Raw genomic sequence first — 23603 nt, 5'->3', positions numbered from 1 at the left:
AGGTTGGGCTCACTGCGTGTAGCCCGCCCACCCCCTACCGGTGGCGCAGTCAGCGGCCCGGCAAAGCCGGTTCCGCGACTGCCCACGAACAGGCGTGCGCTACGCGCCGCCGAGGCACAAGCACGGCGCTTCTCTTCTGTCGGCCGGCGCAGCCAGGCCCGTTGGTGAAACACCGCGGAACCGGCTTCGCCGGGCCGCTGGTGTTGCCCCCGGTAGGGGGTGGGCGCCCGGACACGAAGTGCCGGGCAACCTGGGGGCGAGCTACAAAGTGAGGATGGTGCAGCCGGTGGTCTTGCGGGCTTCGAGGTCGCGATGCGCCTGCTGCACGTTTTCCAGCGGGTAGCGCTGGTCGATCGGGATCTTCACCGCGCCGCTCTCGACGATCGCGAACAGCTCGTCCGCCATCGCCTGGGTGTTTTCACGGGTCGCGATGTGCGTGAACAGCGTCGGGCGCGAGACGTAGTACGAGCCCTTGGCCAGCAGGCCGAGGTTGAAGGCCGACACCGGCCCCGAGCCGTTGCCGAAGACCGCCAGCAGGCCGAAGGGCCGCAGGCAGGCCAGCGAGCCTTCGAAGGTGTCCTTGCCGACCGAGTCGTAGACCACCTTGACCCCCTGGCCGCCGGTGATCTCCTTCACCCGCTCGGCGAAGTTCTGGGTGCTGTAGTTGATCGCGTGGGCGGCGCCGTGGGCCAGCGCGAGCTGGCACTTGGCGTCGGTGCCGGCGGTGCCGATGAGCTGCAGGCCGAGCGCCTTCGCCCATTGGCAGGCGATCAGGCCGACGCCGCCGGCGGCGGCATGGAAGACGATGAAGTCGCCCGGCTGGAGGCCTTCGGCCGGCAAGGTCCGGCGCAGCAGGTACTGGGTCGTCAGGCCCTTCAGCATCATCGCGGCGCCGGTCTCGAAGGAGATCGCGTCGGGCAGCTTGCAGACCGTCTTGGCCGGCATCACCCGCAGTTCGCAGTAGGAGCCCGGAGGCGCGCTGGCGTAGGCCGCGCGGTCGCCGGCCTTCAGGTGCATGACCCCCTCGCCCACCGCCTCGACCACGCCCGAGGCCTCCATGCCCAGCTGCAGCGGCATCGCGAACGGATAGAGCCCGCTGCGCTGGTAGGTGTCGATGAAGTTCAGGCCCACCGCCTTGTGGCGGATCCGGATCTCGCCGGGGCCGGGGTCGCCGACCTCGACCTCGACGAGCTTGAGTTCCTCGGGACCGCCGTTGCGGTCGATGCGCACTGCCTTGCTTTTCATTCGCGTCTCCTGGTCGACGTGGATCAATAGGTTCCGGGGTAGGCGCCGCCGTCGGCCAGCAGGTTCTGGCCGGTGATGTAGCCGGCATGCATGCTGCAGAGGAAGGCGCAGATGGCGCCGAACTCGGCGGCCGTGCCGAAGCGGCCGGCCGGGATGGTCTTCTGCCGGCTGGCGCGGATCGCATCGATGTCCTGGCCGGTCTTTTTAGCCGCGCCCACCAGCGTGCCTTTGAGCCGGTCGGTGTCGAAGGCGCCCGGCAGCAGGTTGTTGAGCGTCACGCCCTTGGCCGCCAGTCCGGTGCGGGCCACGCCGGCGACGAAGCCGGTCAGGCCGCTGCGGGCGCCGTTGCTCAGGCCGAGGATGTCGATCGGCGCCTTGACCGAGCTCGAGGTGATGTTGACGATGCGCCCGAAGCCGCGCGTCGCCATGCCGTCGACCGTGGCCTTGATCAGCTCGATCGGCGTCAGCATGTTGGCGTCCAGCGCCTTGATCCAGGCCTCGCGGTCCCAGTCGCGGAAGTCGCCGGGCGGCGGGCCGCCGGCATTGGTGACCACGATGTCGTAGTCGGTGTGCAGCGCGAAGGCCGCGGCGCGGCCTTCGGGGGTGGTGATGTCGGCCGCCGCGTACTTCACGAAGGGCTTGCCGGGCGCCGTTGCCGCCACGGCCTGCAGCTGCCTGGCCGCGGCCTCCAGCGCCTCGGCGCCGCGCGCCATGACCACCACGTTGACACCCTCGCGCACCAGCGCTTCGGCGCAGCCGTAGCCCAATCCCTTGCTGGCGCCGCCCACCAGCGCCGTCCTGCCTGCGATACCCAGGTCCATGTTGATTCCTTCGGGCTCAGCGCCCCGTTCGTGTGAAGACAAAGATGCCGGTGACGACCAGCACCGTGCCGGCCGCGGTCCAGAGGGTGAAGGGCTCGCCGAGCAGCAGCACCCCCATCAGGATCGTCGACATCGGCCCGACCATACCCGTTTGTGCCGCCATCGCGGGGCCGATGCGCTCGATCGCCATCATGACGGCGAGGACAGGCACCGCGGTGCACAGCGTGGCATTGAGCACCGACAGCCAGATCACCTCGGGGGCCACCTCGAAGGCCGCGCTGATCGGCCGCAGCAACAGGAACTGGGCGATGCACAGCAGGCAGGCCACGCTGGTCGCCAGGCCGACCAGGCGCAGCGAGCCGAGCCGCTTGACGAACTCGCCGCTGGCGACCAGGTAGACCGCATAGCTCACCGCGCTCAGGAACACCAGCAGGGCACCCCACGCGGCCGCCGCGCTCTGGCCCAGGCTGACCTCGTGGCCGAACACCAGCAGCACGCCTGAATAGCTGACCGCCATGCCGGCGAATTGCCAGCGCGTGATGCGGCGCCGGTACGCGATCCAGCCGAACAGCAGCACCAGGGTCGGGTTGAGGTAGAGGATCAGCCGCTCGAGGCTGGCCGTGATGTAGGCCAGGCCGGCGAAGTCGAGAAAGCTCGACAGGTAGTAGCCCGAGAAGCCCAGCCCGACGACGCCGAACCAGTCGCGCCGCGTGAGCCCCGGCTTGCCGCGCCCGGCCCACCACGCCATCAGGGCGAACAGCGGCAGCGCGAACAGCATGCGCAGCATGATCAGCGTCACGGCGTCGACGCCGTGACGGTAGGCCAGCTTGACGATGATCGCCTTGCCGCTGAAGGCGATCGCGCCGAAGGTGGCGAGCGCCAGGCCCGGCGCGAGGCTCTTGCGTGCGGCGTGGTGCGTCGCGGCCTGGGCTTGCATCAAGGCGTCAGAAACCGGCGGCTTGCCCGTCGCGGCGCGCGTCGCTGGCGGCCACGTAGCCTTCCGCCGCCGGATCGCCCGCGCGCCAGATGAACTGGCCGGCGCCGAAGTCCTGGTAGGAGTCGTTGATGACGTCGACCTTGTGGCCGAGCGCCGACAGCCCCTGCACGGTGGCCGGGTCCATCGCGGCCTCGACGTTGATCTCGACCCCCGCGTTGAAGCGCCAGCGCGGCGCATCGCAGGCCGCCTGCGGGTTCTGCCCGTAGTCGAGCATGCGCACCAGCGTCTGCATGTGGCCCTGCGGCTGCATGTTGCCGCCCATCACGCCGAAGCTCATGACCGGCGCGCCGTCCTTGGTGAGGAAGCCCGGGATGATGGTGTGGAACGGGCGCTTGCCCGGCGCCACCTGGTTCGGGCTGCCGTCCTTCAGGCTGAAGCCGTGGCCGCGGTTCTGCAGGCTGATGCCGAACTCGGGCTCGACGCAGCCCGAGCCGAAGCCCATGTAGTTGCTCTGGATGAAGCTCACCATCATGCCGCTCTCGTCGGCCGCCGTGAGGTAGATGGTGCCGCCCTTGACCGGGTTGCCGGCCTGGAAGTCCTGCGCCTTGTTCACGTCGATGAGTTTGGCACGCGAGGCCAGGTAGGCGCCATCGAGCATTTGCAGCGGTGTCACCTCCATCGACGATGGCTCGGACACGTAGCGATAGGTGTCGGCGAAAGCCAGCTTCATGGCCTCGATCTGCAGGTGCTGGGAGCGCACCGAGTCGACCGGGATCGATCCGATGTCGAAATGCTCGAGGATGCCGAGCGCGATCAGCGCCGCGATGCCCTGGCCGTTGGGCGGAAGCTCGTGCAGCCGGTGGCCGCGGTAGTCCTGGCCGATGGGCTCGACCCATTCGGGCTTCCAGCCGGCGAGGTCGCCGACCTTCAGGCTGCCGCCGTTCTGGTTGGAGAACTTTTCCAGCGCGGCGGCGATCTCGCCGCTGTAGAAAGCCTCGCCCTTGGTGGCCGCGATGGCCTTCAGGGCGCGCGCCGCGGCCGGGAAGCGGAACAGCTCGCCGACCTCGGGCGCGCGGCCCCAGGGCAGGAAGGTCTGGGCGAAGCCCGGCTGCGCCTGCAGTACCGGCGTCGCCGCGGCCCATTTCTGCTGCACCACCGGCGGCATCAGGTAACCGCGCTCGGCGATCTCGATCGCCGGCGCCATCAGGTCGCCGAAGGGCAGCTTGCCGAAGCGCTCCGACAGCGCGACCCAGCTGCCCACCGCGCCGGGCACCGTGACCGAGTCCATGCCGCGCATCGGCGGCGTCGCGGCGTCGGCGCCGTGCTTCTTGCGGAAGTAGTCGGGCGTCCAGGCCGCGGGCGCGCAGCCCGAGGCGTTGAGGCCGTGCAGCTTCTGGCCGTCCCAGAGGATGCAGAAGGCGTCGCTGCCGAGGCCATTGCTGACCGGCTCGACCAGCGTCATGACCGCGGCGGTCGCCACCGCCGCGTCGACGGCGTTGCCGCCCTGCTGCAGGATCCGCAGGCCGGCCTGGGCCGCCAGCGGGTGCGAGGTCGAGACGACGTTGCGCGCGAAGACCGGAATGCGGGTCGTGGTGTAGGGGTTTGCGTAGTCGAATTTCATGTCAGTCGCCCGTGATCTTCCTGTCGATGATGATCTGCTTCCATTTGGCCGCGTCGGCCGCCACCATGCTCGCCAGCTGCGCCGGGGTGCTGGTGGTGGGCTCGATGCCCAGGCGCGCCAGCTTGTCGCGCACTTCCGGGTCGCTCAGCGACTGGTTGGCGGCCGTGTTGATGCGGTTCACCATGTCGGCAGGCAGCCCCTTCGGACCATAGAGGCCGAACCAGGTGTTGGATTCGAAGCCCGGCAGCACGTCGGCGATGGGCGGCAGTTCGGGCGCCAGCGGGCTGCGCTTGAGCGTGGTCACGCCCAGCGCACGCAGCCGGCCGTCGCGCACGTGCGGCATGCCGGTCGGCAGCGAGTCGAACAGCACGTCGACCTTGCCGGTGATCAGGTCGGGGATCGCCAGCGCCGTGCCCTTGTACGGGATGTGGGTGACGAAGACGCCGGCCTGCGACTTGAACAGTTCGGCCGTGAGCTGGACGATGGTGCCGTTGCCGCTCGACGCGTAGTTGAGCTTGCCGGGGTTCTTCTTCGCGTAGTCGATCCACTCGCGCACCGTCTTGGCGGGCGAGTTGTTGGGCACCAGCATGATGCTCGGCGCATCGCCCACGTGGGCGATCGGCGTGAAGTCGCGCACCGTGTCGTAGGGCAGCTTGGGGTTGATCGCCGGGCCGATCGAATGGGTGCTGGTGGTGGCCAGCAGCAGCGTGTAGCCGTCCGCCGGCGCCTTGGCGGCCATGTCGGAGCCGATCGCGCCGCCGGCGCCGGGCTTGTTGTCGATCACCAGCGTGGTGCCGAGCTTCTCGCCCATCTTCTGCGACAAGGTGCGCGCGAACAGGTCGGTGGCGCCGCCGGCCGGGAACGGCACTATCAGGCGGATCGGCTTGGTCGGGTAGCCCTGCGCGAGGCTGGCGCCGGACGCTGCCAGGCACAACGCAGCGGCACAGGCCTGGATGAACTGGTTTCGTTTCATGGTCTTTGATTGTGTTCCCTGTGGACGGAATTCCGATGCTATGCAAGGCCGAGGCATCAAGCCAGATAATCCGGTTTATCGAACTATGACTTGAACTTATGACCCGGATTGCCGGCGAAGAGATCTCCCTGCAGCAGCTGCGGGCGCTGGCGGCGGTCGCCGACACCGGCAGCTTCACCCTGGCTGCGGAGGCGCTGCAACTCACCCAGCCCGCGATCAGCCACCTGATCAAGCGCATGGAACACGAGCTCGGCCAGCCGCTGGTCGTGCGCGGCCGCCGCATCCGCATCACCAGTGCGGGCCAGATGATGGTCGACACCGCCGTGCGCGCGCTGCGCCTGATCGACGAGTCGGTCGGCGCCTGCCGCTCGCAGTCCCAGCTGCGCGAAGGGCGCGTGGTGCTGGCGGTGGGCCACCTCACGGCGGGCGCCCTGCTGCCGCCCCTGCTGGGCCGCTTCTCGCAGCAGTACCCGGCGCTCGCGACCGCGCTGATGGACAGCACGGCGGAGCAGATGATCTCGCGGATCCTGTCGCAGGAGGCCGACCTGGGCTTCGGCTCGGACATCGGCCAGCGGCACTCGGAACTGGCGACCGAGCCGCTGTTCGTCGAGCGCATGGCCCTGTTCGTTCGCGACGACCATCCGCTGGCGCAGCGGGTGGTGATCGATGCCCGCCACCTGGAGTCGCTGCCGTTCATCCATGTCAACCCGGACGCCAACGTCTGGCGCGCGGTCAGCCGGCAGCTGTCGAGCGTGGCCAACGTGTACCCGCGGGTGGTCCATCACGTGTCGATGCTGTCGACGGCCTTCGGGCTGATCCAGGCCGGCGCCGGCGTCGCGCTGCTGCCGCGCTACGTCGAGGTCCTGATGCCGGGCAACCTGCGCGCGGTGGCGGTCACGCGCCCGACGCTGGAATATCCGGTGGTCGCGGTGCGGCTGGCCAAGCATCCGCTCAACCCCGCCGCACTGGCCTTCCTGGCCATGGCGCGGCAGCACATGAAGCCGCCGCGCGCGCCCAGGCCGCCTTAAAAAAAAACGGCACTCGAAGGTGCCGTTCTTTTGCTTGCCGCGAGGGCGCAGGGGGTCATTCCTCGACGAAGGCTTCCTCGCGCTTGGACTTCACCGCCGGCAGCAGCACGATGATGAGCAGCAGCAGCGCCGCGGCCAGCAGGCCGGCCGAGATCGGCCGCGTCACGAAGACGATCCAGTCGCCGCGCGACAGCAGCAGGGCGCGGCGCAGGTTCTCTTCCATCATCGGCCCCAGGATGAAGCCCAGCAGCAGCGGTGCCGGCTCGCAGCCCAGCTTGAAGAAGGCATAGCCGATGAAGCCGAAGGCCGCCACCATCCAGATGTCGAAGGTGTTGTTGTTGGTCGAGTAGACGCCGATGGCGCAGAACAGCACGATCGCCGGGAACAGGTACTTGTAGGGCACCGACAGCAGCTTGATCCACATGCCGATCAGCGGCAGGTTCAGCACGATCAGCATCGCGTTGCCGAGCCACATCGAGGCGATCAGGCCCCAGAACAGCTCGGGGTTGCTGGTCATGACCTGCGGACCCGGCTGGATGTTGTGGATCGTCATCGCGCCGACCATCAGCGCCATCACGGCGTTGGGCGGGATGCCCAGCGTGAGCAACGGGATGAAGGAGGTCTGGGCGCCGGCGTTGTTGGCCGACTCGGGCGCGGCCACGCCGCGGATGTTGCCCTTGCCGAAGGGCACTTCGCCCGGATGCAGCTTGGTCTTCTTCTCGATCGTGTAGGCCGCGAAGGCCGCCAGCAGCGCGCCGCCCCCGGGCAGGATGCCCAGCGCCGCGCCGAGCGCCGTGCCGCGCAGCACGGCGGGCAGCATGCGCTTGAAGTCGTCCTTGGTCGGGAACAGGCCGGAGACCTTGGCGGTGAAGACTTCACGGTCTTCCTCGGGACGCGACAGGTTGGCGATGATTTCGCCGTAGCCGAACACGCCCATGGCGATGGCGACGAAGCCGATGCCGTCGGTCAGTTCGGGGATGTCGAAGCTGAAACGCGCCACGCCCGAATTGACGTCGGTGCCGACCAGGCCCAGCAGCAGGCCGAGCACGATCATCGCGATCGCCTTGAGCAGCGAGCCCGAAGCCAGCACCACGGCGCCGATCAGGCCCAGGATCATGAGCGAGAAGTACTCGGCCGGGCCGAACTTGAAGGCCAGCTCGGTCAGCGGCGGCGCGAAGGCGGCCAGGATCAGCGTGCCGACGCAGCCGGCGAAGAAGGAGCCCAGGCCGGCCGCCGCGAGCGCGGGCCCGGCCCGCCCCTTGCGTGCCATCTGGTAGCCGTCGATCACGGTCACGACCGAGGACGATTCGCCCGGCAGGTTGACCAGGATGGCGGTGGTGGAGCCGCCGTACTGGGCGCCGTAGTAGATGCCGGCCAGCATGATCAGGGCCGACACCGGGGGCAGCGCGTAGGTGGCCGGAAGCAGCATCGCGATGGTGGCGACCGGGCCGATGCCCGGCAGCACGCCGATCAGCGTGCCGAGAATACAGCCGACCAGGCAGTACAGCAGGTTGGTGAAGGTGAATGCGACACCGAAACCGAGGGATAGATTGTTCAGGAGTTCCATGTGTCGGTCCTCAGCCCGTGATGAAGGTAGGCCAGACCTGGATCTGCAGCTTGAGCGCCCAGATGAAGGCGATGTAGCTGCCGATCGCGAGCACCGTCGCGAGGATCAGCACCTTGGGCAGTTCGAAGTGGGCGCCGGCCAGGCTGGAGATGATGACCAGGGCGTAGATCGCGATGATCAGGCCCATGGCCGGCACGCCGACGCTCGGCAGGCCGCCGAGCAGGACGCCGAACGCCAGGTTGGCGCCGAGGATGTAGACCACCTGCTTCCAGGCCCACTTGCCGATGATCTCGCCGTCCTCGGTCTCGACCGTGAGGCCGGTGAACATGATCACCAGGCCGATGACGGCCATGAGGATGCCGAGCATCAGCGGGAAGTAGCCCGGGCCCATGCGGGCGCCGTTGCCGACGTTGTAGGTCGTCGCGCCCCAGGCGAAGGCGACTCCCACGACGGCGAACATCACCCCCGAGAAAAAGTCTTTCTGACTCTTGATTTTCACGAACAGTCTCCACGAAAAAACTCGATCGGAGATTGTGTGGTCAGGTGACAGTCAGCTCGATGTGGATTCCACCTATCGGATTTTCAGGGTATTCCCTGGGTGCCTCATTCCAGTGGCGGGGTGGCGCTCAGCACTTCCTCGATCGTGGTCACGCCTTCGGCGACCCGCAGGGCGCCGGCCAGCCGCAACGGCCGCATGCCGTCGACGACAGCCTGGCGGCGCAGGCCGACGGTGTTCGGCTCCTTGGTGACGAGGGCCTTGAATTCTTCACTGATGCTCAGCAGCTCGTACAGGCCCATGCGGCCCATGTAGCCGGTCATGCGGCAGTCGACGCAGCCGACCGGCTTGTAGGCCCGCACCGAGCCGCTGATCTGCCAGGGCTTGACGAACTCGGCCAGCTTCTCGCGCGTGACCGTCTCGTCGGGCTGCTTGCAGTTGGGGCACAGCGTGCGCACCAGGCGCTGCGCCAGCACGCCGAGCATCACGGCGGTGATCAGGTAGGAAGGCACGCCGAGCTCCATCAGCCGCGTGATGGCGCTCGGCGCGTCGTTGGTGTGCAGGGTGCTGAACACCAGGTGGCCGGTCAGCGCCGCCTGCACCGCCATCTCGGCGGTGGCGAGGTCGCGGATCTCGCCGACCATGATGATGTCCGGGTCCTGCCGCATCAGCGCCCGCAGGCCCTCGGTGAAGCCGAAGTCGAGCTGGTGCTGCACCTGGGTCTGGTTGAACGAGGGCTCGATCATCTCGATCGGGTCCTCGACCGTGCTGACGTTGACCTCCTCGGTCGCGATCCGCTTGAGCGTGGAGTACAGCGTGGTGGTCTTGCCGGAGCCGGTCGGCCCGGTCACCAGGATGATGCCGTGCGGGCGCGTCACCAGCTTCTCCCAGCGCTGGGCGTCGTGCGGGACGAAGCCGAGGGCGTCGAGGTCCTTGACCGCGGTGTCGGGGTCGAAGATCCGCATCACCATCTTCTCGCCGAAGGCCGTGGGCAAGGTCGACAGCCGCATCTCGACCTCGTCGCCGCGCAGGTTGCGGGTCTTGATGCGGCCGTCGAGCGGACGCCGCTTCTCGACCACGTCCATGCGACCGAGCAGCTTGATGCGCGCCACCATGGCGTTCAGCACGCCCATCGGCATCTGGTAGGCCGGGTGCAGCACGCCGTCGATGCGAAAGCGGATCATGCCCTGCTCGCGCCTGGGCTCCAGGTGGATGTCGCTGGCGCGCTGGTCGAAGGCGTACTGCCACAGCCAGTCGACCACCTGGACCACGCTCTGGTCGTTGGCATCGAGCTGCTTGTTGCTCTTGCCGAGCTCGACCAGCTGTTCGAAGCTGGCCCCGCCGGTGTTGCCGCCGGCCTTCTGCGCCGCCCGCACCGACTTGGCGAGCGAGAAGAACTCGGCCGTGTAGCGCTGGATGTCGGTCGGATTGGCGACCACCCGGCGCACCGAACGGCGCGACTGGCGCTCGACCTCGGCGATCCAGTCGGTCAGGAAGGGCTCGGCCGTGGCCACCACCACCTCGCTGGCGGTGACCTGCACCGGCAGCACCTTGTGCCGCTCGGCGTAGGCCGCGCTCATGGTGTCGGCCACCTTGCCGACGTCGACCTTGAGCGGATCGATGCGCAGGTACGCCAGCCCGGCCCGGCCGGCCAGCCACTGCGTCAGCATCTCGAGGTCGAGCGGCTTGCCGTCGCTCTCGCGCGTCATCGCGACATTGGCCAGCCGCACCATCGGCGGCTGGCGGCTCTCGGCCTGGGCGCAGCGCGCCAGCGTGCGCTTGGCCTCGACCGGCGAGATCACGCCGTCCTTGGCCAGCCACTCGATCAGGTGGCGCAGGACCAGCGGCCCTTCGTGGCGGGCGGCATCGGATGCGGTGGCGGGCAAGGCGCTCATGAGGCGGTCAACTCTGGGGTTTGAACACCCGCAGCCACTTCGGCGCAGGCAGGCCCCAGCGAGTCTGGATGCTTTGGGCCCGGTCGGCAAGCGCGGGGCGCTTCGGACGGCTGGCGCTCGCCTGGGCCAGCACCACGGTGTTGCCCTCGCGCGTCGGCTTGAAGGCCCAGACCGCCTCGGCGCCGAAGGCGGCCACGATCTTCTCGAGGCTGCGCTCGTAGCTCGACGAGCGGCCGAACAGGTTGACCGTCATCGCCCCGCCCTCGGTGAGCAGCGCGCGGCAGTCGGCATAGAAGGCCTCGCTGTCGAGCACCGGCGCCGCCGCCTCGTGGTCGTAAAGGTCGACCTGGAGCGCGTCGACCGTGCCGAGCCAGCGCGGCTTGCGGATCTCGGCGGCGGCATCGGCGACCACGACCTCGAGCTTGGCGTCGTCGGCCGGCAGCTTGAACCAGCCGCGGCAGGCCGCCACCACCTGCGGATTGAGTTCGACCGCGGTGGTGCGCATGCGCAGGGTCTTGCGGCAGAACTTGGTCAGGCTCGCCGCCCCCAGGCCGAGCTGCATCGCATGCAGTTTCGCGACGCTGGCGGGATCGACGAACAGCAGCCAGGCCATCATGCGCTGCACGTATTCGAGCTCGATCTCGAAGGGCGCATCGAGCTTCATCGAGCCCTGCACCCACTCGGTGCCCAGGTGCAGGTAGCGGACGTCGCCCCAGTCGGAGAAATTGACCTCGGGAAGGGAGAGCTTCATGGGATGACCAGGTACCTTTCAAAGACTTCGCGCCAGGCCTCGACCTTGCGATCGAAGTGCCAGCTCGCATTGGCCGCGCTCGACGAAGGCAGCCGGTGCACCGGCACGCCCAGCGCCTGCGTGTGCCGCGCATGCCGGAAACTCTCGGCGCCGTTGTGCGCGATGGCGGCGAGCCGGGGCAGCCGCAGGCTCGCGATGTCGTTCGCGACCGGGTCGCGGATGGCCGAATCGAGACTGCCTTCGCGCTCGCAGCTGGCATAGACATCCCACACGCCCAGGCCGCGGTCGAGCAGCCAGGCGCTACGCTTTTCATAGCTGTCTTCGCCCACTGGCAGCGGCTTTGCGGGCCACAGCGCCTGCAAAATCTTCCAGAAATGATTCTGCGGGTGCGCATAATACCGCTGCTGCGCGATCGACCGGGCTCCAGGAAAACTGCCGAGGATCAACAAGGCGGTGTTCCCGGAAACGATTGGCGCGAGCCCCGTGAGCACGGCCTTGGCGTCGCCTGGGCGCGAGACCGGCTTATTCATGACGACGAACACTGCACGGCCGGCCGAAACATCGGCGCCTGCGAGGAGAAGCAATGAATACGGAAGCGATCTGGATTTTCCTGACGACGCAAGGCGTGGATTTTGGCCTGAAAGTGATCGGCGCCCTGATCGCCTGGGCCGTCGGCCGCTGGCTGATCGGCCTGGCGCAGCGCCTGGTCGCCAAGGCCCTGGAGCGCGGCAAGCGCATGGATCCGACGCTGAGCCACTACCTGGTGTCGATTCTGGGCGTGCTGCTCAACATCGTCCTGATCCTTTCGATCCTCGACATGTTCGGGGTGCGCACCACCTCGTTCGCCGTGCTGCTGGCCGGCGCCGGACTGGCGATCGGCACGGCCTGGGGCGGCCTGCTGACGCACTTCGCCGCCGGGGTGTTCCTGCAGGTGCTGAGACCCTACCGGGTCGGCGACTTCGTCACGGTGGGCGGCAGCATCACCGGCACCGTCAGGGAGCTGGGACTGTTCGGCACCACCCTGGTCACGCCCGACAACGTGATCACCACGGTCGGCAACAACAAGGTGCTGTCGGATCCGATCCAGAACTTCAGCCAGTTGCCGTTCCGCCGGGTCGACGTCACCGCCAAGATCGCCAATGGCGTCGAACCCGTCCAGGCCATCGCGCTGCTCAAGGAAGCGGTGAGCCGGATCGCCAATGTCTCGAGCGAGCAGCCGCCGGACGTCGAGATCCTGCAGTTCACGCCCGAAGGCCCGCTGCTCGCGGTGCGGCCCTACACCCACACCGACCACTACTGGCAGGTGTACTTCGACACCCACAAGGCGATCGTCAGCACCTTCGGCGCCGCCGGCTATCCGACGCCCGAGACACCGCTGGTCCACCGCGCCGTCGCGCCACCCGCCGCGGCATGAAAAAACCCGCCGCGGCGGGTTTTTTCACATGGAGGCCGGGCGAGCCGCTCAGGGCTTCTTGGCGGCTTCGTTCTGCGCCGTGCCGGGAATCTTCTCGCCGATCTTGTCGCCCACCTTGCGGGTGCCGTCGGCCGCATCGGTGGCCACGTTGTCGACCGCCTTGCCGGTCGCCTTGGCGCCCTTCTCGGTGGCCTTCACGGCCTTCTTGGTGCCGTGCTTGGTCGCGTCCCAGGCTTTTTCGGAACCGGCCTTGGTCTTGTCCCAGGCCTTTTCGGTGCCGCTCTTGGTGGCGTCCCAGGCCTTCTCGCCTGCGTTCTCGGCCTTCTGGGTGGTGGTCTGCGCGACCGCCGCACCGCCGATGCAGGCAACCGCCAGGGCGAGCGCGGCCGGGAGGGTACGAACGATGGATGAGTTCATGGGAAAGCTCCTTGTATGAGTTGAAGTGACTGGCTTGCCACTGTGATGCAACGGGTGCACGGGGCCGAAGGATGACACCAAAAGCCGCTGTCGCACAGGCCCCGGACCAAGTCGGGACCTTTGCCTACGCGTTGCCCGGCCGCTCGGCCGACAGGCCGATCAGCGGATGCAGACGCGGCAGGGCGACGGCGGCGTTGCGCGTGGTGGCGGCCGCCAGCGCCGCCGGTTCGATCCCGCGCAGCCCCGCCAACACCTCGGCGATGCGCGGCAGTTCGCCGGGCTCGTTGCGCCCCTGCGGTTCGCCCGCGTCCCGCTGCGCCTGCGTCCGGTAGAGCCAGTGCGGCTGGATGTCGGGCGAGTCGGTCTCCATGACGATCGCCTCCAGCGGCAGCGTGGCGGCGAGCCGGCGCAGCTGCAGGGCGCGCTCGAAGGTCACGGCGCCGCCGAAACCCAGCTTCAGCCCCAGATCGATGCAGGCCCGGGCCTGCTGCTCGCTGCCGTTGAACGCATGCGCGATGCCCTGCCAGCGCTGTCCGGGCGCCACCTGGCGCAGGTGCTTGAGCACCTTGTCCACCGAACGGCGGACATGGATGATGACCGGCAGCCCGTGCTTGCGCGCCAGTTGCAACTGAGTGTGAAAGAAGCGCTCCTGCTTGCCGGCGTCCAGGCCCGGGACGAAGTCGTCGAGGCCGATCTCGCCCACCGCCACCAGCCGCGGGTCGTCGCGACGGCGGTCCAGCTCGGCATCGAGCAGCGCCAGGTCCTCGTCGCGCGCGGCGTCGGTGCACAGCGGATGGATGCCGAGCGCATAGGCGTCGCCCTGCCGGTGCGCGAGTTCGCGCACCGCCGCGAAGTTGAAGGCGGCCACCGCGGGAATCACGCAGAGCCCGACGCCGACCTGACTTGCGCGGGCGCGGATCCGGGGCATCTCCGTTCCGAATTCGGGCGCATCGAGGTGGCAGTGGGTGTCGACGAAGAGGGCCATCGCGCGATGATGCCCGAAGGGATGCAAGGCCGCGGAAAGCGTGCTACCGTGGTCGCTACGCCGACTCTCTTTTGCCCGGAGGTGCCCATGCGCAGGCCTGCTTTCTACAGCCGCTCACCCCGAGGGCCGCAGGATGCGGCCGGGCCCGGCGCGCCAGCCGAGGGCGAGTCGGCCCAGGCCCCCGCGAAGACGCCCCGGCCGCCCTGGCAACCGGGGCGGCGCAGCTTCGGCCTGCTGCTGGCCATGGTCCTCGCCATGGGCGGCACCGGCGCCTACCTCTGGCCCCGGCATGGCGTCCAGGCCCTGACCCAGAAGGACATCGACGCGGCCGTGCTGCGCACGCTGCAGACCCAGTCCCTGCCCTCGCCCGCGGCCCGGGCGGCCGACATCATCCGCCCCTCCGTGGTGCGCGTGGTGGGCTACGGCACCGAAAAGACCACGCCCGAGGCCAAGACCGAGAAGCGCGGCCGCAACATGGCCAAGGGCAAGCCGCCCGAGGCCACCGACGAAGTGCCCGGCAAGCAGGTCGAGCGCGGCGTCGGCACCGGCGTGGTGATCGTCGACAAGGGCGTGATCCTGACCAACTTGCACGTGGTCGCGGGCGCCGAGAGCATCCGCGTCACCTTTGCCGACGGCCTCGAGTCGCCGGCCACCATCACCGCCCTGCAGCCCGAGAACGACCTGGCCGTGCTGCAGGCCCAGAAGCTGCCCGACGACCTGATCCCGGCCACCATGCGCTCGACCGCCGACCTGATGCCCGGCGACCAGGTGGTGGCGGTCGGCTTCCCCTTCGGCATCGGCCCGTCGGTCTCGGCCGGGGTGGTGTCCGGCCTCAACCGCTCCTTCCGCTCGCCCGAGGGCAAGCAGGAACTCGGCAACCTGATCCAGTTCGATGCGGCCGCCAATCCCGGCAACTCGGGCGGCCCGCTGATCAACATGGACGGCGAGGTGCTCGGCATCGTGACCGCCATCCTGAACCCGACCCAGCAGCGCACCTTCATCGGCATCGGATTCGCGGTGCCGATCGAGAACGCCGCCACCGCCGCCGGCTCCCCGCCCTTCTGATCCCATCGACCTTCCACCGAAGAAAGCGCCCACCATGAGCACAGAGTTCGAATCGCCCTCCCCGGTCACGGCCGAACTGATGGAGCAGATCCTCTATCAGGTCAAGCGCGTGGTGGTCGGCCAGGACCGCTTTCTCGAACGCGTCATGGTCGCGATGCTGGCCGGCGGCCACCTGCTGGTCGAGGGCGTGCCCGGGCTGGCCAAGACGCTCACCGTCAAGACCCTGGCCGACACCGTGCGCGGCCAGTTCAAGCGCATCCAGTTCACGCCCGACCTGGTGCCGGCGGACCTGGTCGGCACCCGCATCTACAACCAGAAGACCGGCGACTTCAGCACCTCGCTGGGCCCGGTGTTCGCCAACCTGCTGCTGGCCGACGAAATCAACCGGGCGCCGGCCAAGGTCCAGAGCGCGCTGCTCGAGGTGATGCAGGAGCGCCAGGTCACGATCGCCGGCGAGACGCACAAGGTGCCGCGCCCCTTTCTCGTGATGGCGACCCAGAACCCGATCGAGACCGAAGGCACCTACCCGCTGCCCGAGGCGCAGGTCGACCGCTTCATGATGAAGGTGCTGGTCGACTACCCGACCGACGAGGAAGAGTTCGTGATCGTCGAGCGCGTGATCGGCCCGCCGGTCGAGGCCATGCCGGTCGCGACCACCGACCAGCTCGCCGTGCTGCAGGCCGAAGCCCAGCGGGTCTATGTCGACCCCTCGCTGATCCAGTACGCGGTGCGGCTGGTGTCGGCCACGCGCACCCCCGAGAAGCACGGCCTGAAGGACATGCGGCGCTTCATCACCTTCGGCGCCAGCCCGCGCGCCAGCATCAACCTGACCCAGGGCGCCCGCGCGCTGGCCTTGCTGCGCGGCCGCAGCTACGCCCTGCCCGAGGACATGACCGCGCTGGTGCCCGACGTGCTGCGCCATCGCGTGACGCTCTCGTACGAAGGCCTCTCCGAGGGCCTGACGCCCGACAGCCTGGTCGACCGAATCATGCGGGCCGTGCCCGCGCCAGCCAAGCCCCTAGAGCATGAAAAGCTGGTGGCCTAAGCGCGGCAGAGCCGCCAACGACGAGCAGCTCGCGGCGGTCGAGGCCGCGGCCAGCGGCGTCGAGCGGGCGCTGCGCCGCCTCGAGTGGACCGTGATCCGCCGGCTCGACGGCCTGCTGCAGGGCGACTACCGCACCCTGATGCGCGGCACCGGCCTGGACCTGGCCGACCTGCGCGAATACCAGCACCACGACGACGTGCGCCACATCGACTGGAACGTCACGGCGCGGCTGCAGACGCCGCACGTGCGCGTCTTCACCGAAGACCGCGAGATGGCCGCCTGGTTCGTGCTCGACCTGAGCCGCTCGGTCGACTTCGGCTCCGGCGTCAAGGCCAAGCGGGAGATCTCCGCCGGCTTCGTCGGCGTCATCGCGCGCCTGCTCACGCGCCACGGCAACCGGGTCGGCGCGATGGTCTACGGCAACGACGTCGAAGCCGTCATTCCGCCGCGCACCGGCCGGCGCCATGTGCTGCACCTGCTGCATGCCATGGAGCGCCGCCCGGCCGAGCGCGTGCCCGACCAGAAGGGCATGACCCGGCTGGCCGACCTGCTCAAGTCCGCCGCCGTGCTGATCCCGCGCCGCTCGACGGTGTTCGTGGTCTCCGACTTCGTCACCGAGCCCGGCTGGGAGCGGGCACTGTCGCACCTGGTCCAGCGCCACGACGTGGTCGCCGTGCGCCTGTTCGACCCGCTCGAACTCGAACTGCCCGACCTCGGGCTGGTGCCGCTGCGCGATGCCGAGACCGGCGAGCAGCTGTGGGTCGACACCCATGACGCGGGCTTTCGCAAGCGCTTCGCCCGCATCGCCGCCGAGCGCGAGGCCACCCTGCGCGAAGCGCTGGCCAAGATCGGCGTCGACGCGCTCGAGCTCTCGACCGCGGACGACCTGGTCGAAGCCATCGTGCGCTTCGCGGACATGCGCAAGCGCCGCGTCAGGCGCGGACAATCGAATTCCAAGGTGGTGGCCGCATGAACTTCCTCTGGCCTCAATTTCTCTGGCTGCTGCTGGCGATACCGCTGCTGGTGCTGCTGTATCTCTGGCTGATCCGGCGCAAGAAGAAGCTGGCGCTGCGATTCGCCAGCCTGTCGATCGTGCGCGAGGCCATGAGCGCCGGCCAGAGCGTGCGGCGCCACATCCCGCCGCTGCTGTTCCTGCTGGCCTTGACCGCGATGCTGATCGCCGCCGCGCGGCCGATGGCGGTCGTGGTGCTGCCGTCGAACCAGCAGACCATCATCCTGGCGATGGACGTGTCGGGCAGCATGCGCGCGGCCGACGTCCAGCCGAACCGGCTGGTGGCCGCCCAGGAGGCGGCGAAGAGCTTCCTGAAGGATCTGCCGCGCACGGTCAAGGTCGGCATCGTCGCCTTCGCGGGCAGCGCGCAGGTGGCGCAGCTGCCGACCACCAACCGCGACGACCTGGTGACGGCGATCGACTCCTTCCAGCTGCAGCGCGCCACCGCCACCGGCAACGCGATCGTGGTGTCGCTCGCCACGCTGTTCCCCGACGCCGGCATCGACATCTCCGACTTCGCGCCCAAAAGCCGGCAGACCGGTGTCGCCATCGACCGCGCCGGCAAGCCGCCGCCGAAGGAATTCACGCCGGTCGCGCCGGGCTCCTACACCTCGGCCGCGATCATCATGCTGACCGACGGCCAGCGCACCACCGGGGTCGATCCGCTCGATGCGGCCAAGGTGGCGGCCGAGCGTGGCGTGCGCGTCTACACGGTCGGCATCGGCACGGTCGACGGCGAGACCATCGGCTTCGAGGGCTGGTCGATGCGGGTGCGGCTCGACGAGGAAACACTCAAGGCGATCGCCAACAAGACCTCGGCCGAGTACTTCTATGCCGGCACCGCCAACGACCTCAAGAAGGTCTACAACACCCTGAGCTCGCGGCTCACGGTCGAGAAGAAAGAGACCGAGATCTCCGCCCTGTTCGCGATGGGCGCCGCCGCCCTGGCGCTGCTGTCGGCCGGCTTGTCGCTGCTCTGGTTCAACCGCATCCTGTAGCAGCGCGGCGCACGCGGCTTGCACCTTGGTGCAGGCCGGCCTGCCCCTTGGTCGGGTTGCGCCCGTCCTGTCAGCCACCCTAAATTCGAGGCGCCCGGCCTGGCGCCCTCGCGGCGCTCCGGCCGCGCGCATGCCCCAAGGCAGCGGAGCAATGTCCGCGGCCGGGCCGCGGCACCGGAGGGATCTTCCACGTGTTCAGTCAGCTTGCCGACATGCTGCGCGCGCAGCCGGAAATCGCACTCTTCGGCGTGCTGGCGCTGGGCTATGCCTTCGGCCAGATCCGCTTCGGCCCGATCCAGCTCGGCGGCGTCTGCGGCACGCTGATCGTCGCGCTGCTGGTCGGGCAGCTCGGCATCACGCTCGACGACGGCGTGAAGAACACCTTCTTCATGCTCTTCATCTTCGCCCTCGGCTACGCGGGCGGTCCCCAGTTCTTCGCCAACCTCGACGCCAAGGGCCTGCGCATGGGGCTGCTGTGCCTGGTCGAGGTGGTGGTGGTGATCGGGCTGGTGGTCGGCGCCACCAGGATGTTCGGCTTCGACCAGGGCACGGCGGCCGGCCTGATGGCCGGGGCCGCCACCGAATCGGCGGTGGTCGGCACGGCGACCGATGCGATCTCCAAGCTGGCCCTGCCGCCGGACGAGATCCGCCAGCTGCAGGCCAACGTGGTGACGGCGTATTCGATCACCTATGTGTTCGGGCTGATCACGATCGTGGTGGTGACGAGCCAGATCTTTCCGCTGCTGCTGCGCATCAACCTGCGCGAAGAGGCCGACAAGCTCTGGCGTTCCATGGGCGGCGCGGACGACGGCGCCGACACCGCGCTGGCGGCGCCCGAGATGGTGGGTCGCGTGTTCGAGGTCACGGCGGGCCAGGGCCGCACGGTCGGCGCGCTGATGGACCCTTTCAAGCGGCGGGTCGGCATCGAGCGGGTGCGGCGCGGCGATCGGTTCCTGGCGATCGACGCCGCGCTGCGCCTCGAAGCCGGCGACCGCGTGCTCGTCATCGGCCAGCGCGCCGCGATGGTCGAGGTGGCCGGCCAGCTCGGGCGCGAGTGCGCCGACACGGCGGACTTCGACGCCGTGATGGAAACCGTCGAGGTGATGCTGAACCAGCCCGAGTGGTTCGAGCGCGAGCTGCGCGTGCTCAAGGCCGATCGCGTCGGAACGATCGGCGCGCTCCCCAGGCTGCCGCAGAACCTGCACGTCGTGGGCGTGGTCCGCGACGGCCACGCCATGCCGCTGCTGCCGGACCTCCAGCTGAAGAAGCGCGACGTGCTGAAGCTCTACGGGCCGGCCGCCGACATGCAGCAGGTCGTGCCGCTGTTCGGCCTGCCGGTGGTCCGTTCGACGCGCAGCAACCTCGGCTACATGGCCGCCGGGATCCTGCTCGGCGTCTTCATCGGCGGCTTCAGCATCAAGCTCGGCGGCATTCCGTTCGCGCTCGGCACCGGCGGCGGCGCCCTGCTCACCGGCCTGGTGTTCGGCTGGTTCCAGGCCCGCAACCCGCACCGCCTGAGCATTCCCGAAGGCGCGCTGTCGCTCATGAAGGACATCGGCCTCGCCACCTTCATCGCCTGCGTCGGGCTGGCCTCGGGGCCGCAGGCGCTCACGCTGATCCGCAAGTTCGGCGTCGCGCTGCCGCTGCTGGGCATCGCGATCGCGGTGGTGCCGGCCTGCGTCTCCCTGTGGGTCGGGCGGCGCCTGCTGAAGATCGAAACGCCCGTGCTGCTCGGCGCCATCGCCGGCCAGCAATGCAGCACGCCGGCGCTGAGCGCGATCCAGAACGTGGCCGGCAACACCACGCCCCTGCTGGGCTACACCATCACCTATGCCATCTCGAACGTGATCCTGCCGCTCATGGGGCCGCTGATCGTGGGCATCGTCGGGGTGCTGAACGCGGGCTGACACGCAAGCTTTCGAAAGGACTCGTCACCATGGAATGGCTTCACGACCTCTTCAAGCGATCGCCCGAAATGGCGCTCTTCCTGTCGCTTGCCGTCGGCTACTGGATCGGCAAGATCAAGTTCGGCAAGTTCCAGCTCGGCGGGGTGGCGGGCTCGCTGCTGGTCGCGGTGGTGGTCAGCCAGGTCGGCGTGCAGGTCGACGCCGGCGTGAAGGCGGTGCTGTTCGCGCTCTTCATCTACGCGGTGGGCTTCGAGAGCGGGCCGCAGTTCTTCAGCTCGCTCGGGCGGCAGTCGATCAAGGAAATCGTGCTCGCCGTGGTGATGGCGGCCACGGGCCTCGCGACGGTCATCGTCATGGCCAAGCTGTGCGGGCTCGACAAGGGCCTCGCCGCGGGCGTGGCGGCCGGTGGCCTCACGCAGTCGGCCATCATCGGCACGGCCGGCGACGCGATCGCCAAGCTCGGGCTCGCGGCCGATGAAACCCAGCGGCTCCAGGCCAACGTGGCGATCGGCTATGCGGTGACCTACGTGTTCGGTTCCTTCGGCGCCATCATCGTGTGCGTCAACATCCTGCCGAAGTTCATGGGGCGCTCGATCCGCGACGATGCGATCGCGGCCGAGACCGCGATGCAGGCCGGCCAGGCCGCGCTCGGCCCCGACCAGCAGGCCGCGGCGCCGGCGCTGGTGGGCCGCATCTACCAGCTGGGCGCCGACACCGGCCGCACGGTGCACGACATCGAGTTCGAGACGCCGGACACCACGATCACGATCGAGCGCGTCAAGCGCGCCGGCAGGTTCATCGAGGTCGGCCCCGAGCTCAAGCTGCAGAAGGGCGACATCGTGCTGGTGGTCGGCCGCCGCGAGGCGGTGGTTGCAAGCGCCTCGATCCTGGGCAAGGAGCTCTACGACGTCGAAAGCATGGAGCTCACCATGCAGCGGCGCGAGATCGTGCTGACCAACAAGAATCTCGACCGCAAGACGATCGGCGAGATCCGCGACGCGACGAACAGCGCCACCCGCCACGGCGTCTTTCTGGTGAGCATCGCCCGCGCCGGCAAGGACCTGCCGTTGAAGCCGGACACGGTGGTGCAGGTCGGCGACATGGTGACGATCTTCGGCGCCGAGCAGGACCTCAAGCGGGTGTCGGCACGCATCGGCGAGGTGATCGTGCAAACCAACAAGACCGATTTCGTCTACCTCGGCGCCGGCCTGGTCGTGGGCCTGCTGATCGGCCTGGTGAGCGTCAAGCTCGGCGACATTCCGCTCACGCTCGGCAGCGGCGGCGGTGCGCTGCTGTCGGGCCTGCTGTTCGGCTGGTTCCGCGCCAGGCGCCAGACCTTCGGCGCCCTGCCGTCCAGCGCCAGCCAGCTGCTCAAGGACCTGGGCCTGGCAGGTTTCGTGACGGTGGTGGGCCTGTCCTCGGGCCTGCAGGCGGTGGAGACCATCAAGGCGCACGGCCTGACCATCTTCGGCGTCGGCGTGGTGGTGACCATCGTGCCGATGATCCTCACGATGCTCGTCGGCCGCTACCTGCTGCGCTACGAGAACGTGGCGATCTTCGCCGGTGCGCTCTCGGGCTCGCGCAGCGCCAATCCGGCCTTCGGCGAAGTGCTCGACAAGGCCGAGAACGCCATTCCCACGGTGCCGTTCGCGATCACCTACGCGCTCGCGAACGTGCTGCTCACGCTGCTCGGGCCCCTGATCGTGGCGCTCGCGTGAGCACCCCCGCACAAGCTTCCCTTTTTTTCCGCACCCCGAAACCCAAGGAGCAATCATGGACTTCAGCGACGTCGAGAACATGGGCAGCCTGAGCCCGTTCGAACTCAAGGATGCATTGATCAAGGTCGCTTCCGCGGGTGACCGGCTGATGCTCAACGCCGGGCGCGGCAACCCGAACTTCCTGGCCACCACGCCGCGGCACGGCTTCTTCCAGTTCGGCCTGTTCGCGATGAGCGAGGCCGAGCGTTCCTACGTGTACATGGACGACGTCGGCGGCTTTCCCCAGCGCGAAGGCATCGAGGCGCGCTTCGAAATCTTCACCCGCACGCACCGCAACGTGCCAGGCGTGCGCTTCATCGAGGCCGCGGTCTCCTATGTGCGCGACCAGCTGGGCCTGTCGGCCGGCGATTTCATCTACGAGATGTGCGAGGCCATCCTGGGCTGCAACTACCCGGTGCCCGACCGCATGCTGCGGCTGTCGGAAATCATCGTCGGCCACTACATCCACCGCGAGATGATCGGCACCCACCCCTTCGTCGGCAAGTTCGACATGTATGCGGTCGAGGGCGGCACGGCAGCCATGACCTACCTGTTCAACAGCCTGCGCGAGAACCACCTGATCTCGCCCGGCGACACGATCGCCCTCGGCATGCCGATCTTCACGCCCTACATCGAGATCCCGCACCTCAACGACTACCGGCTGGTCGAGATGAACATCGAGTGCGGCCCGGAAACGAACTGGCAGTACACGAAGAAGGAGCTGCAGAAGCTGCTCGACCCGAAGGTGAAGGCCTTCTTCCTGTGCAACCCGAGCAACCCGCCCTCGGTGCGGATGAGCGACGAGGTGCTCGCGTCCCTGGTGGAGATCGTCAAGAAGCGGCCCGACCTCATCATCCTGACCGACGACGTCTACGGCACCTTCGCCGACGACTTCACCTCGCTGTTCGCGATGTGCCCGCACAACACGATCCTGGTGTATTCGTTCTCGAAGTACTTCGGCGCCACCGGCTGGCGCATGGGCGTGGTCGCCACCCACGAGGACAACATCCTCGACCGCCGGATCGCCGCGCTGCCCGAGGCGACCCGCAAGGAGCTCGACGAGCGCTACAGCTCGATCACCACCGATCCGCGCGGCCTCAAGTTCATCGACCGGCTGGTGGCCGACAGCCGCACCGTGGCGCTGAACCACACGGCGGGCCTGTCGACGCCGGTGCAGGCGCAGATGGTGATGTTCTCGCTGTTCTCCCTGATGGACGAGCCGCAGGCCTACAAGGCGGCCATGAAGCGCATCGTGCTGCGCCGCAAGCAGGCGCTCTACAAGGAGCTGGGCATCCCGATGGTGTTCGACCCGAACTCCGTGCGCTACTACCACCTGCTCGACATGGAGGACATCATCACGCAGATGTACGACGCGACCTTCGCGGCCTGGACGATCAAGCAGTTCAGGCCCAACGAGGCGCTGTTCCGGCTGGCGCGCGACACCGGGGTCGTGCTGCTGCCGGGCCGGGGCTTCGGCACGCCGCACGCGTCGGGCCGCGTGTCGCTGGCCAACCTCAACGAGTACGACTATGCCAACATCGGCAAGTCCATTCGCACCATGATCTCGGAGTACCACGAGATCTACGAGAAGCAGGATGGCGCCGGCAGCAAGGGCGCCGCCAGGCCGAAGAACGCGAAGAAGGGCAGGAAATAACCCACATCGGAAAGA

Annotated in this window: 21 protein-coding genes; 9 read left to right on the top strand and 12 right to left on the bottom strand. The window is 68.5% G+C overall.

Annotated elements, in window-relative coordinates:
• Positions 1–261 precede the first annotated feature (261 nt).
• The 5 genes from QTI33_RS12600 to QTI33_RS12580 are packed head-to-tail and all read right to left on the bottom strand — an operon-like array spanning position 262 to position 5597.
• Positions 262–1245 (bottom strand): quinone oxidoreductase family protein, encoded by a 984-nt coding sequence (locus QTI33_RS12600; RefSeq protein ID WP_286506306.1) that lies wholly within the window; start codon positions 1243–1245, stop codon positions 262–264.
• A gap of 23 nt (positions 1246–1268) precedes the next feature.
• Positions 1269–2066: an SDR family oxidoreductase gene (locus QTI33_RS12595; RefSeq protein WP_286506305.1), complete on the bottom strand. Its 798-nt coding sequence runs from the start codon at positions 2064–2066 to the stop codon at positions 1269–1271.
• 16 nt (positions 2067–2082) lie between these two features.
• Entirely contained in the window at positions 2083–3003 is a 921-nt protein-coding gene (locus QTI33_RS12590) for a DMT family transporter (protein ID WP_286506304.1), read from the bottom strand.
• 7 nt (positions 3004–3010) lie between these two features.
• On the bottom strand, positions 3011–4624 hold the full coding sequence (locus tag QTI33_RS12585) for a gamma-glutamyltransferase family protein (protein WP_286506303.1): 1614 nt from the start codon (positions 4622–4624) through the stop codon (positions 3011–3013).
• A 1-nt stretch (position 4625) separates the two neighbouring features.
• Positions 4626–5597: a Bug family tripartite tricarboxylate transporter substrate binding protein gene (locus tag QTI33_RS12580; RefSeq protein WP_286506302.1), complete on the bottom strand. Its 972-nt coding sequence runs from the start codon at positions 5595–5597 to the stop codon at positions 4626–4628.
• 98 nt (positions 5598–5695) lie between these two features.
• Here QTI33_RS12580 and QTI33_RS12575 point away from each other — a divergent pair, with 98 nt between their 5' ends.
• Entirely contained in the window at positions 5696–6625 is a 930-nt protein-coding gene (locus QTI33_RS12575) for a LysR family transcriptional regulator (protein ID WP_286506301.1), read from the top strand.
• Between the two features lie 55 nt (positions 6626–6680).
• Here QTI33_RS12575 and QTI33_RS12570 read toward each other — a convergent pair whose 3' ends face one another.
• The 5 genes from QTI33_RS12570 to QTI33_RS12550 form a co-directional block, all read right to left on the bottom strand.
• Positions 6681–8192, bottom strand: a complete 1512-nt coding sequence (locus QTI33_RS12570; protein WP_286506300.1) for a tripartite tricarboxylate transporter permease — start codon at positions 8190–8192, stop codon at positions 6681–6683.
• 10 nt (positions 8193–8202) lie between these two features.
• Positions 8203–8691 (bottom strand): tripartite tricarboxylate transporter TctB family protein, encoded by a 489-nt coding sequence (locus QTI33_RS12565; protein ID WP_286506299.1) that lies wholly within the window; start codon positions 8689–8691, stop codon positions 8203–8205.
• A 104-nt stretch (positions 8692–8795) separates the two neighbouring features.
• Positions 8796–10583, bottom strand: coding sequence for a type IV pilus assembly ATPase TfpB (gene tfpB, locus QTI33_RS12560; RefSeq protein ID WP_286506298.1), 1788 nt, complete (start codon positions 10581–10583; stop codon positions 8796–8798).
• A 7-nt stretch (positions 10584–10590) separates the two neighbouring features.
• Positions 10591–11334, bottom strand: a complete 744-nt coding sequence (locus QTI33_RS12555; protein ID WP_286506297.1) for a class I SAM-dependent methyltransferase — start codon at positions 11332–11334, stop codon at positions 10591–10593.
• Entirely contained in the window at positions 11331–11864 is a 534-nt protein-coding gene (locus QTI33_RS12550; protein WP_286506296.1) for a DNA-deoxyinosine glycosylase, read from the bottom strand. Before QTI33_RS12550 ends, QTI33_RS12555 begins: the two co-directional genes overlap by 4 nt.
• A 53-nt stretch (positions 11865–11917) precedes the next feature.
• On the opposite strand from QTI33_RS12550, the gene QTI33_RS12545 reads away from it, so the two are divergent.
• Complete coding sequence (locus QTI33_RS12545; RefSeq protein WP_286506295.1) at positions 11918–12748, top strand: mechanosensitive ion channel family protein; 831 nt, start codon at positions 11918–11920, stop codon at positions 12746–12748.
• 48 nt (positions 12749–12796) lie between these two features.
• Here QTI33_RS12545 and QTI33_RS12540 read toward each other — a convergent pair whose 3' ends face one another.
• Together QTI33_RS12540 and QTI33_RS12535 are read right to left on the bottom strand one after the other, a co-directional pair.
• Positions 12797–13165, bottom strand: a complete 369-nt coding sequence (locus QTI33_RS12540) for a hypothetical protein (protein ID WP_286506294.1) — start codon at positions 13163–13165, stop codon at positions 12797–12799.
• Between the two features lie 124 nt (positions 13166–13289).
• Positions 13290–14150, bottom strand: coding sequence for a TatD family hydrolase (locus tag QTI33_RS12535; protein WP_286506292.1), 861 nt, complete (start codon positions 14148–14150; stop codon positions 13290–13292).
• An 87-nt stretch (positions 14151–14237) separates the two neighbouring features.
• Between QTI33_RS12535 and QTI33_RS12530 the strand changes: the two genes are divergently transcribed.
• From QTI33_RS12530 to QTI33_RS12500, 7 genes are all read left to right on the top strand, one after another.
• Positions 14238–15215 (top strand): S1C family serine protease, encoded by a 978-nt coding sequence (locus tag QTI33_RS12530; RefSeq protein WP_286506290.1) that lies wholly within the window; start codon positions 14238–14240, stop codon positions 15213–15215.
• A 34-nt stretch (positions 15216–15249) separates the two neighbouring features.
• The gene (locus QTI33_RS12525) at positions 15250–16260 is read left to right on the top strand and encodes an AAA family ATPase (RefSeq protein WP_286506289.1); all 1011 of its coding nucleotides are present in this window, start codon (positions 15250–15252) and stop codon (positions 16258–16260) included.
• Positions 16241–17233 (top strand): DUF58 domain-containing protein, encoded by a 993-nt coding sequence (locus QTI33_RS12520; protein ID WP_286506287.1) that lies wholly within the window; start codon positions 16241–16243, stop codon positions 17231–17233. The genes QTI33_RS12525 and QTI33_RS12520 overlap by 20 nt, the downstream gene beginning before the upstream one ends.
• Positions 17230–18270, top strand: coding sequence for a VWA domain-containing protein (locus tag QTI33_RS12515; RefSeq protein WP_286506286.1), 1041 nt, complete (start codon positions 17230–17232; stop codon positions 18268–18270). Before QTI33_RS12520 ends, QTI33_RS12515 begins: the two co-directional genes overlap by 4 nt.
• 191 nt (positions 18271–18461) lie before the next feature.
• Positions 18462–20177 carry an aspartate-alanine antiporter gene (gene aspT / locus QTI33_RS12510; RefSeq protein WP_353506335.1) on the top strand — a complete coding sequence of 572 codons (1716 nt, stop codon included), beginning with the start codon at positions 18462–18464 and terminating at the stop codon, positions 20175–20177.
• A gap of 29 nt (positions 20178–20206) precedes the next feature.
• A complete protein-coding gene (gene aspT / locus QTI33_RS12505) occupies positions 20207–21895 on the top strand; it encodes an aspartate-alanine antiporter (protein ID WP_286506285.1) in 1689 nt (562 codons plus the stop codon).
• Between the two features lie 55 nt (positions 21896–21950).
• Positions 21951–23588, top strand: coding sequence for a bifunctional aspartate transaminase/aspartate 4-decarboxylase (locus QTI33_RS12500; protein ID WP_286506284.1), 1638 nt, complete (start codon positions 21951–21953; stop codon positions 23586–23588).
• Positions 23589–23603 lie beyond the last annotated feature (15 nt).

Source organism: Variovorax davisae, from assembly GCF_030316845.1.
GTDB classification, from domain to species: domain Bacteria; phylum Pseudomonadota; class Gammaproteobacteria; order Burkholderiales; family Burkholderiaceae_C; genus Variovorax; species Variovorax davisae.
Note: the sequence above shows the minus strand (reverse complement) of the source record. Positions and strands in the feature narration are given on the sequence as shown.

Excerpts from the sequence above, each read along its gene's own strand:
- QTI33_RS12600 (WP_286506306.1), bottom strand. The coding sequence starts at position 1,245 with ATGAAAAGCAAGGCAGTGCGCATCGACCGCAACGGCGGTCCCGAGGAA.
- QTI33_RS12595 (WP_286506305.1), bottom strand. The coding sequence starts at position 2,066 with ATGGACCTGGGTATCGCAGGCAGGACGGCGCTGGTGGGCGGCGCCAGC.
- QTI33_RS12590 (WP_286506304.1), bottom strand. The coding sequence starts at position 3,003 with ATGCAAGCCCAGGCCGCGACGCACCACGCCGCACGCAAGAGCCTCGCG.
- QTI33_RS12585 (WP_286506303.1), bottom strand. The coding sequence starts at position 4,624 with ATGAAATTCGACTACGCAAACCCCTACACCACGACCCGCATTCCGGTC.
- QTI33_RS12580 (WP_286506302.1), bottom strand. The coding sequence starts at position 5,597 with ATGAAACGAAACCAGTTCATCCAGGCCTGTGCCGCTGCGTTGTGCCTG.
- QTI33_RS12575 (WP_286506301.1), top strand. The coding sequence starts at position 5,696 with ATGACCCGGATTGCCGGCGAAGAGATCTCCCTGCAGCAGCTGCGGGCG.
- QTI33_RS12570 (WP_286506300.1), bottom strand. The coding sequence starts at position 8,192 with ATGGAACTCCTGAACAATCTATCCCTCGGTTTCGGTGTCGCATTCACC.
- tfpB (WP_286506298.1), bottom strand. The coding sequence starts at position 10,583 with ATGAGCGCCTTGCCCGCCACCGCATCCGATGCCGCCCGCCACGAAGGG.
- QTI33_RS12555 (WP_286506297.1), bottom strand. The coding sequence starts at position 11,334 with ATGAAGCTCTCCCTTCCCGAGGTCAATTTCTCCGACTGGGGCGACGTC.
- QTI33_RS12550 (WP_286506296.1), bottom strand. The coding sequence starts at position 11,864 with ATGAATAAGCCGGTCTCGCGCCCAGGCGACGCCAAGGCCGTGCTCACG.
- QTI33_RS12545 (WP_286506295.1), top strand. The coding sequence starts at position 11,918 with ATGAATACGGAAGCGATCTGGATTTTCCTGACGACGCAAGGCGTGGAT.
- QTI33_RS12540 (WP_286506294.1), bottom strand. The coding sequence starts at position 13,165 with ATGAACTCATCCATCGTTCGTACCCTCCCGGCCGCGCTCGCCCTGGCG.
- QTI33_RS12535 (WP_286506292.1), bottom strand. The coding sequence starts at position 14,150 with ATGGCCCTCTTCGTCGACACCCACTGCCACCTCGATGCGCCCGAATTC.
- QTI33_RS12530 (WP_286506290.1), top strand. The coding sequence starts at position 14,238 with ATGCGCAGGCCTGCTTTCTACAGCCGCTCACCCCGAGGGCCGCAGGAT.
- QTI33_RS12525 (WP_286506289.1), top strand. The coding sequence starts at position 15,250 with ATGAGCACAGAGTTCGAATCGCCCTCCCCGGTCACGGCCGAACTGATG.
- QTI33_RS12520 (WP_286506287.1), top strand. The coding sequence starts at position 16,241 with ATGAAAAGCTGGTGGCCTAAGCGCGGCAGAGCCGCCAACGACGAGCAG.
- QTI33_RS12515 (WP_286506286.1), top strand. The coding sequence starts at position 17,230 with ATGAACTTCCTCTGGCCTCAATTTCTCTGGCTGCTGCTGGCGATACCG.
- aspT (WP_286506285.1), top strand. The coding sequence starts at position 20,207 with ATGGAATGGCTTCACGACCTCTTCAAGCGATCGCCCGAAATGGCGCTC.
- QTI33_RS12500 (WP_286506284.1), top strand. The coding sequence starts at position 21,951 with ATGGACTTCAGCGACGTCGAGAACATGGGCAGCCTGAGCCCGTTCGAA.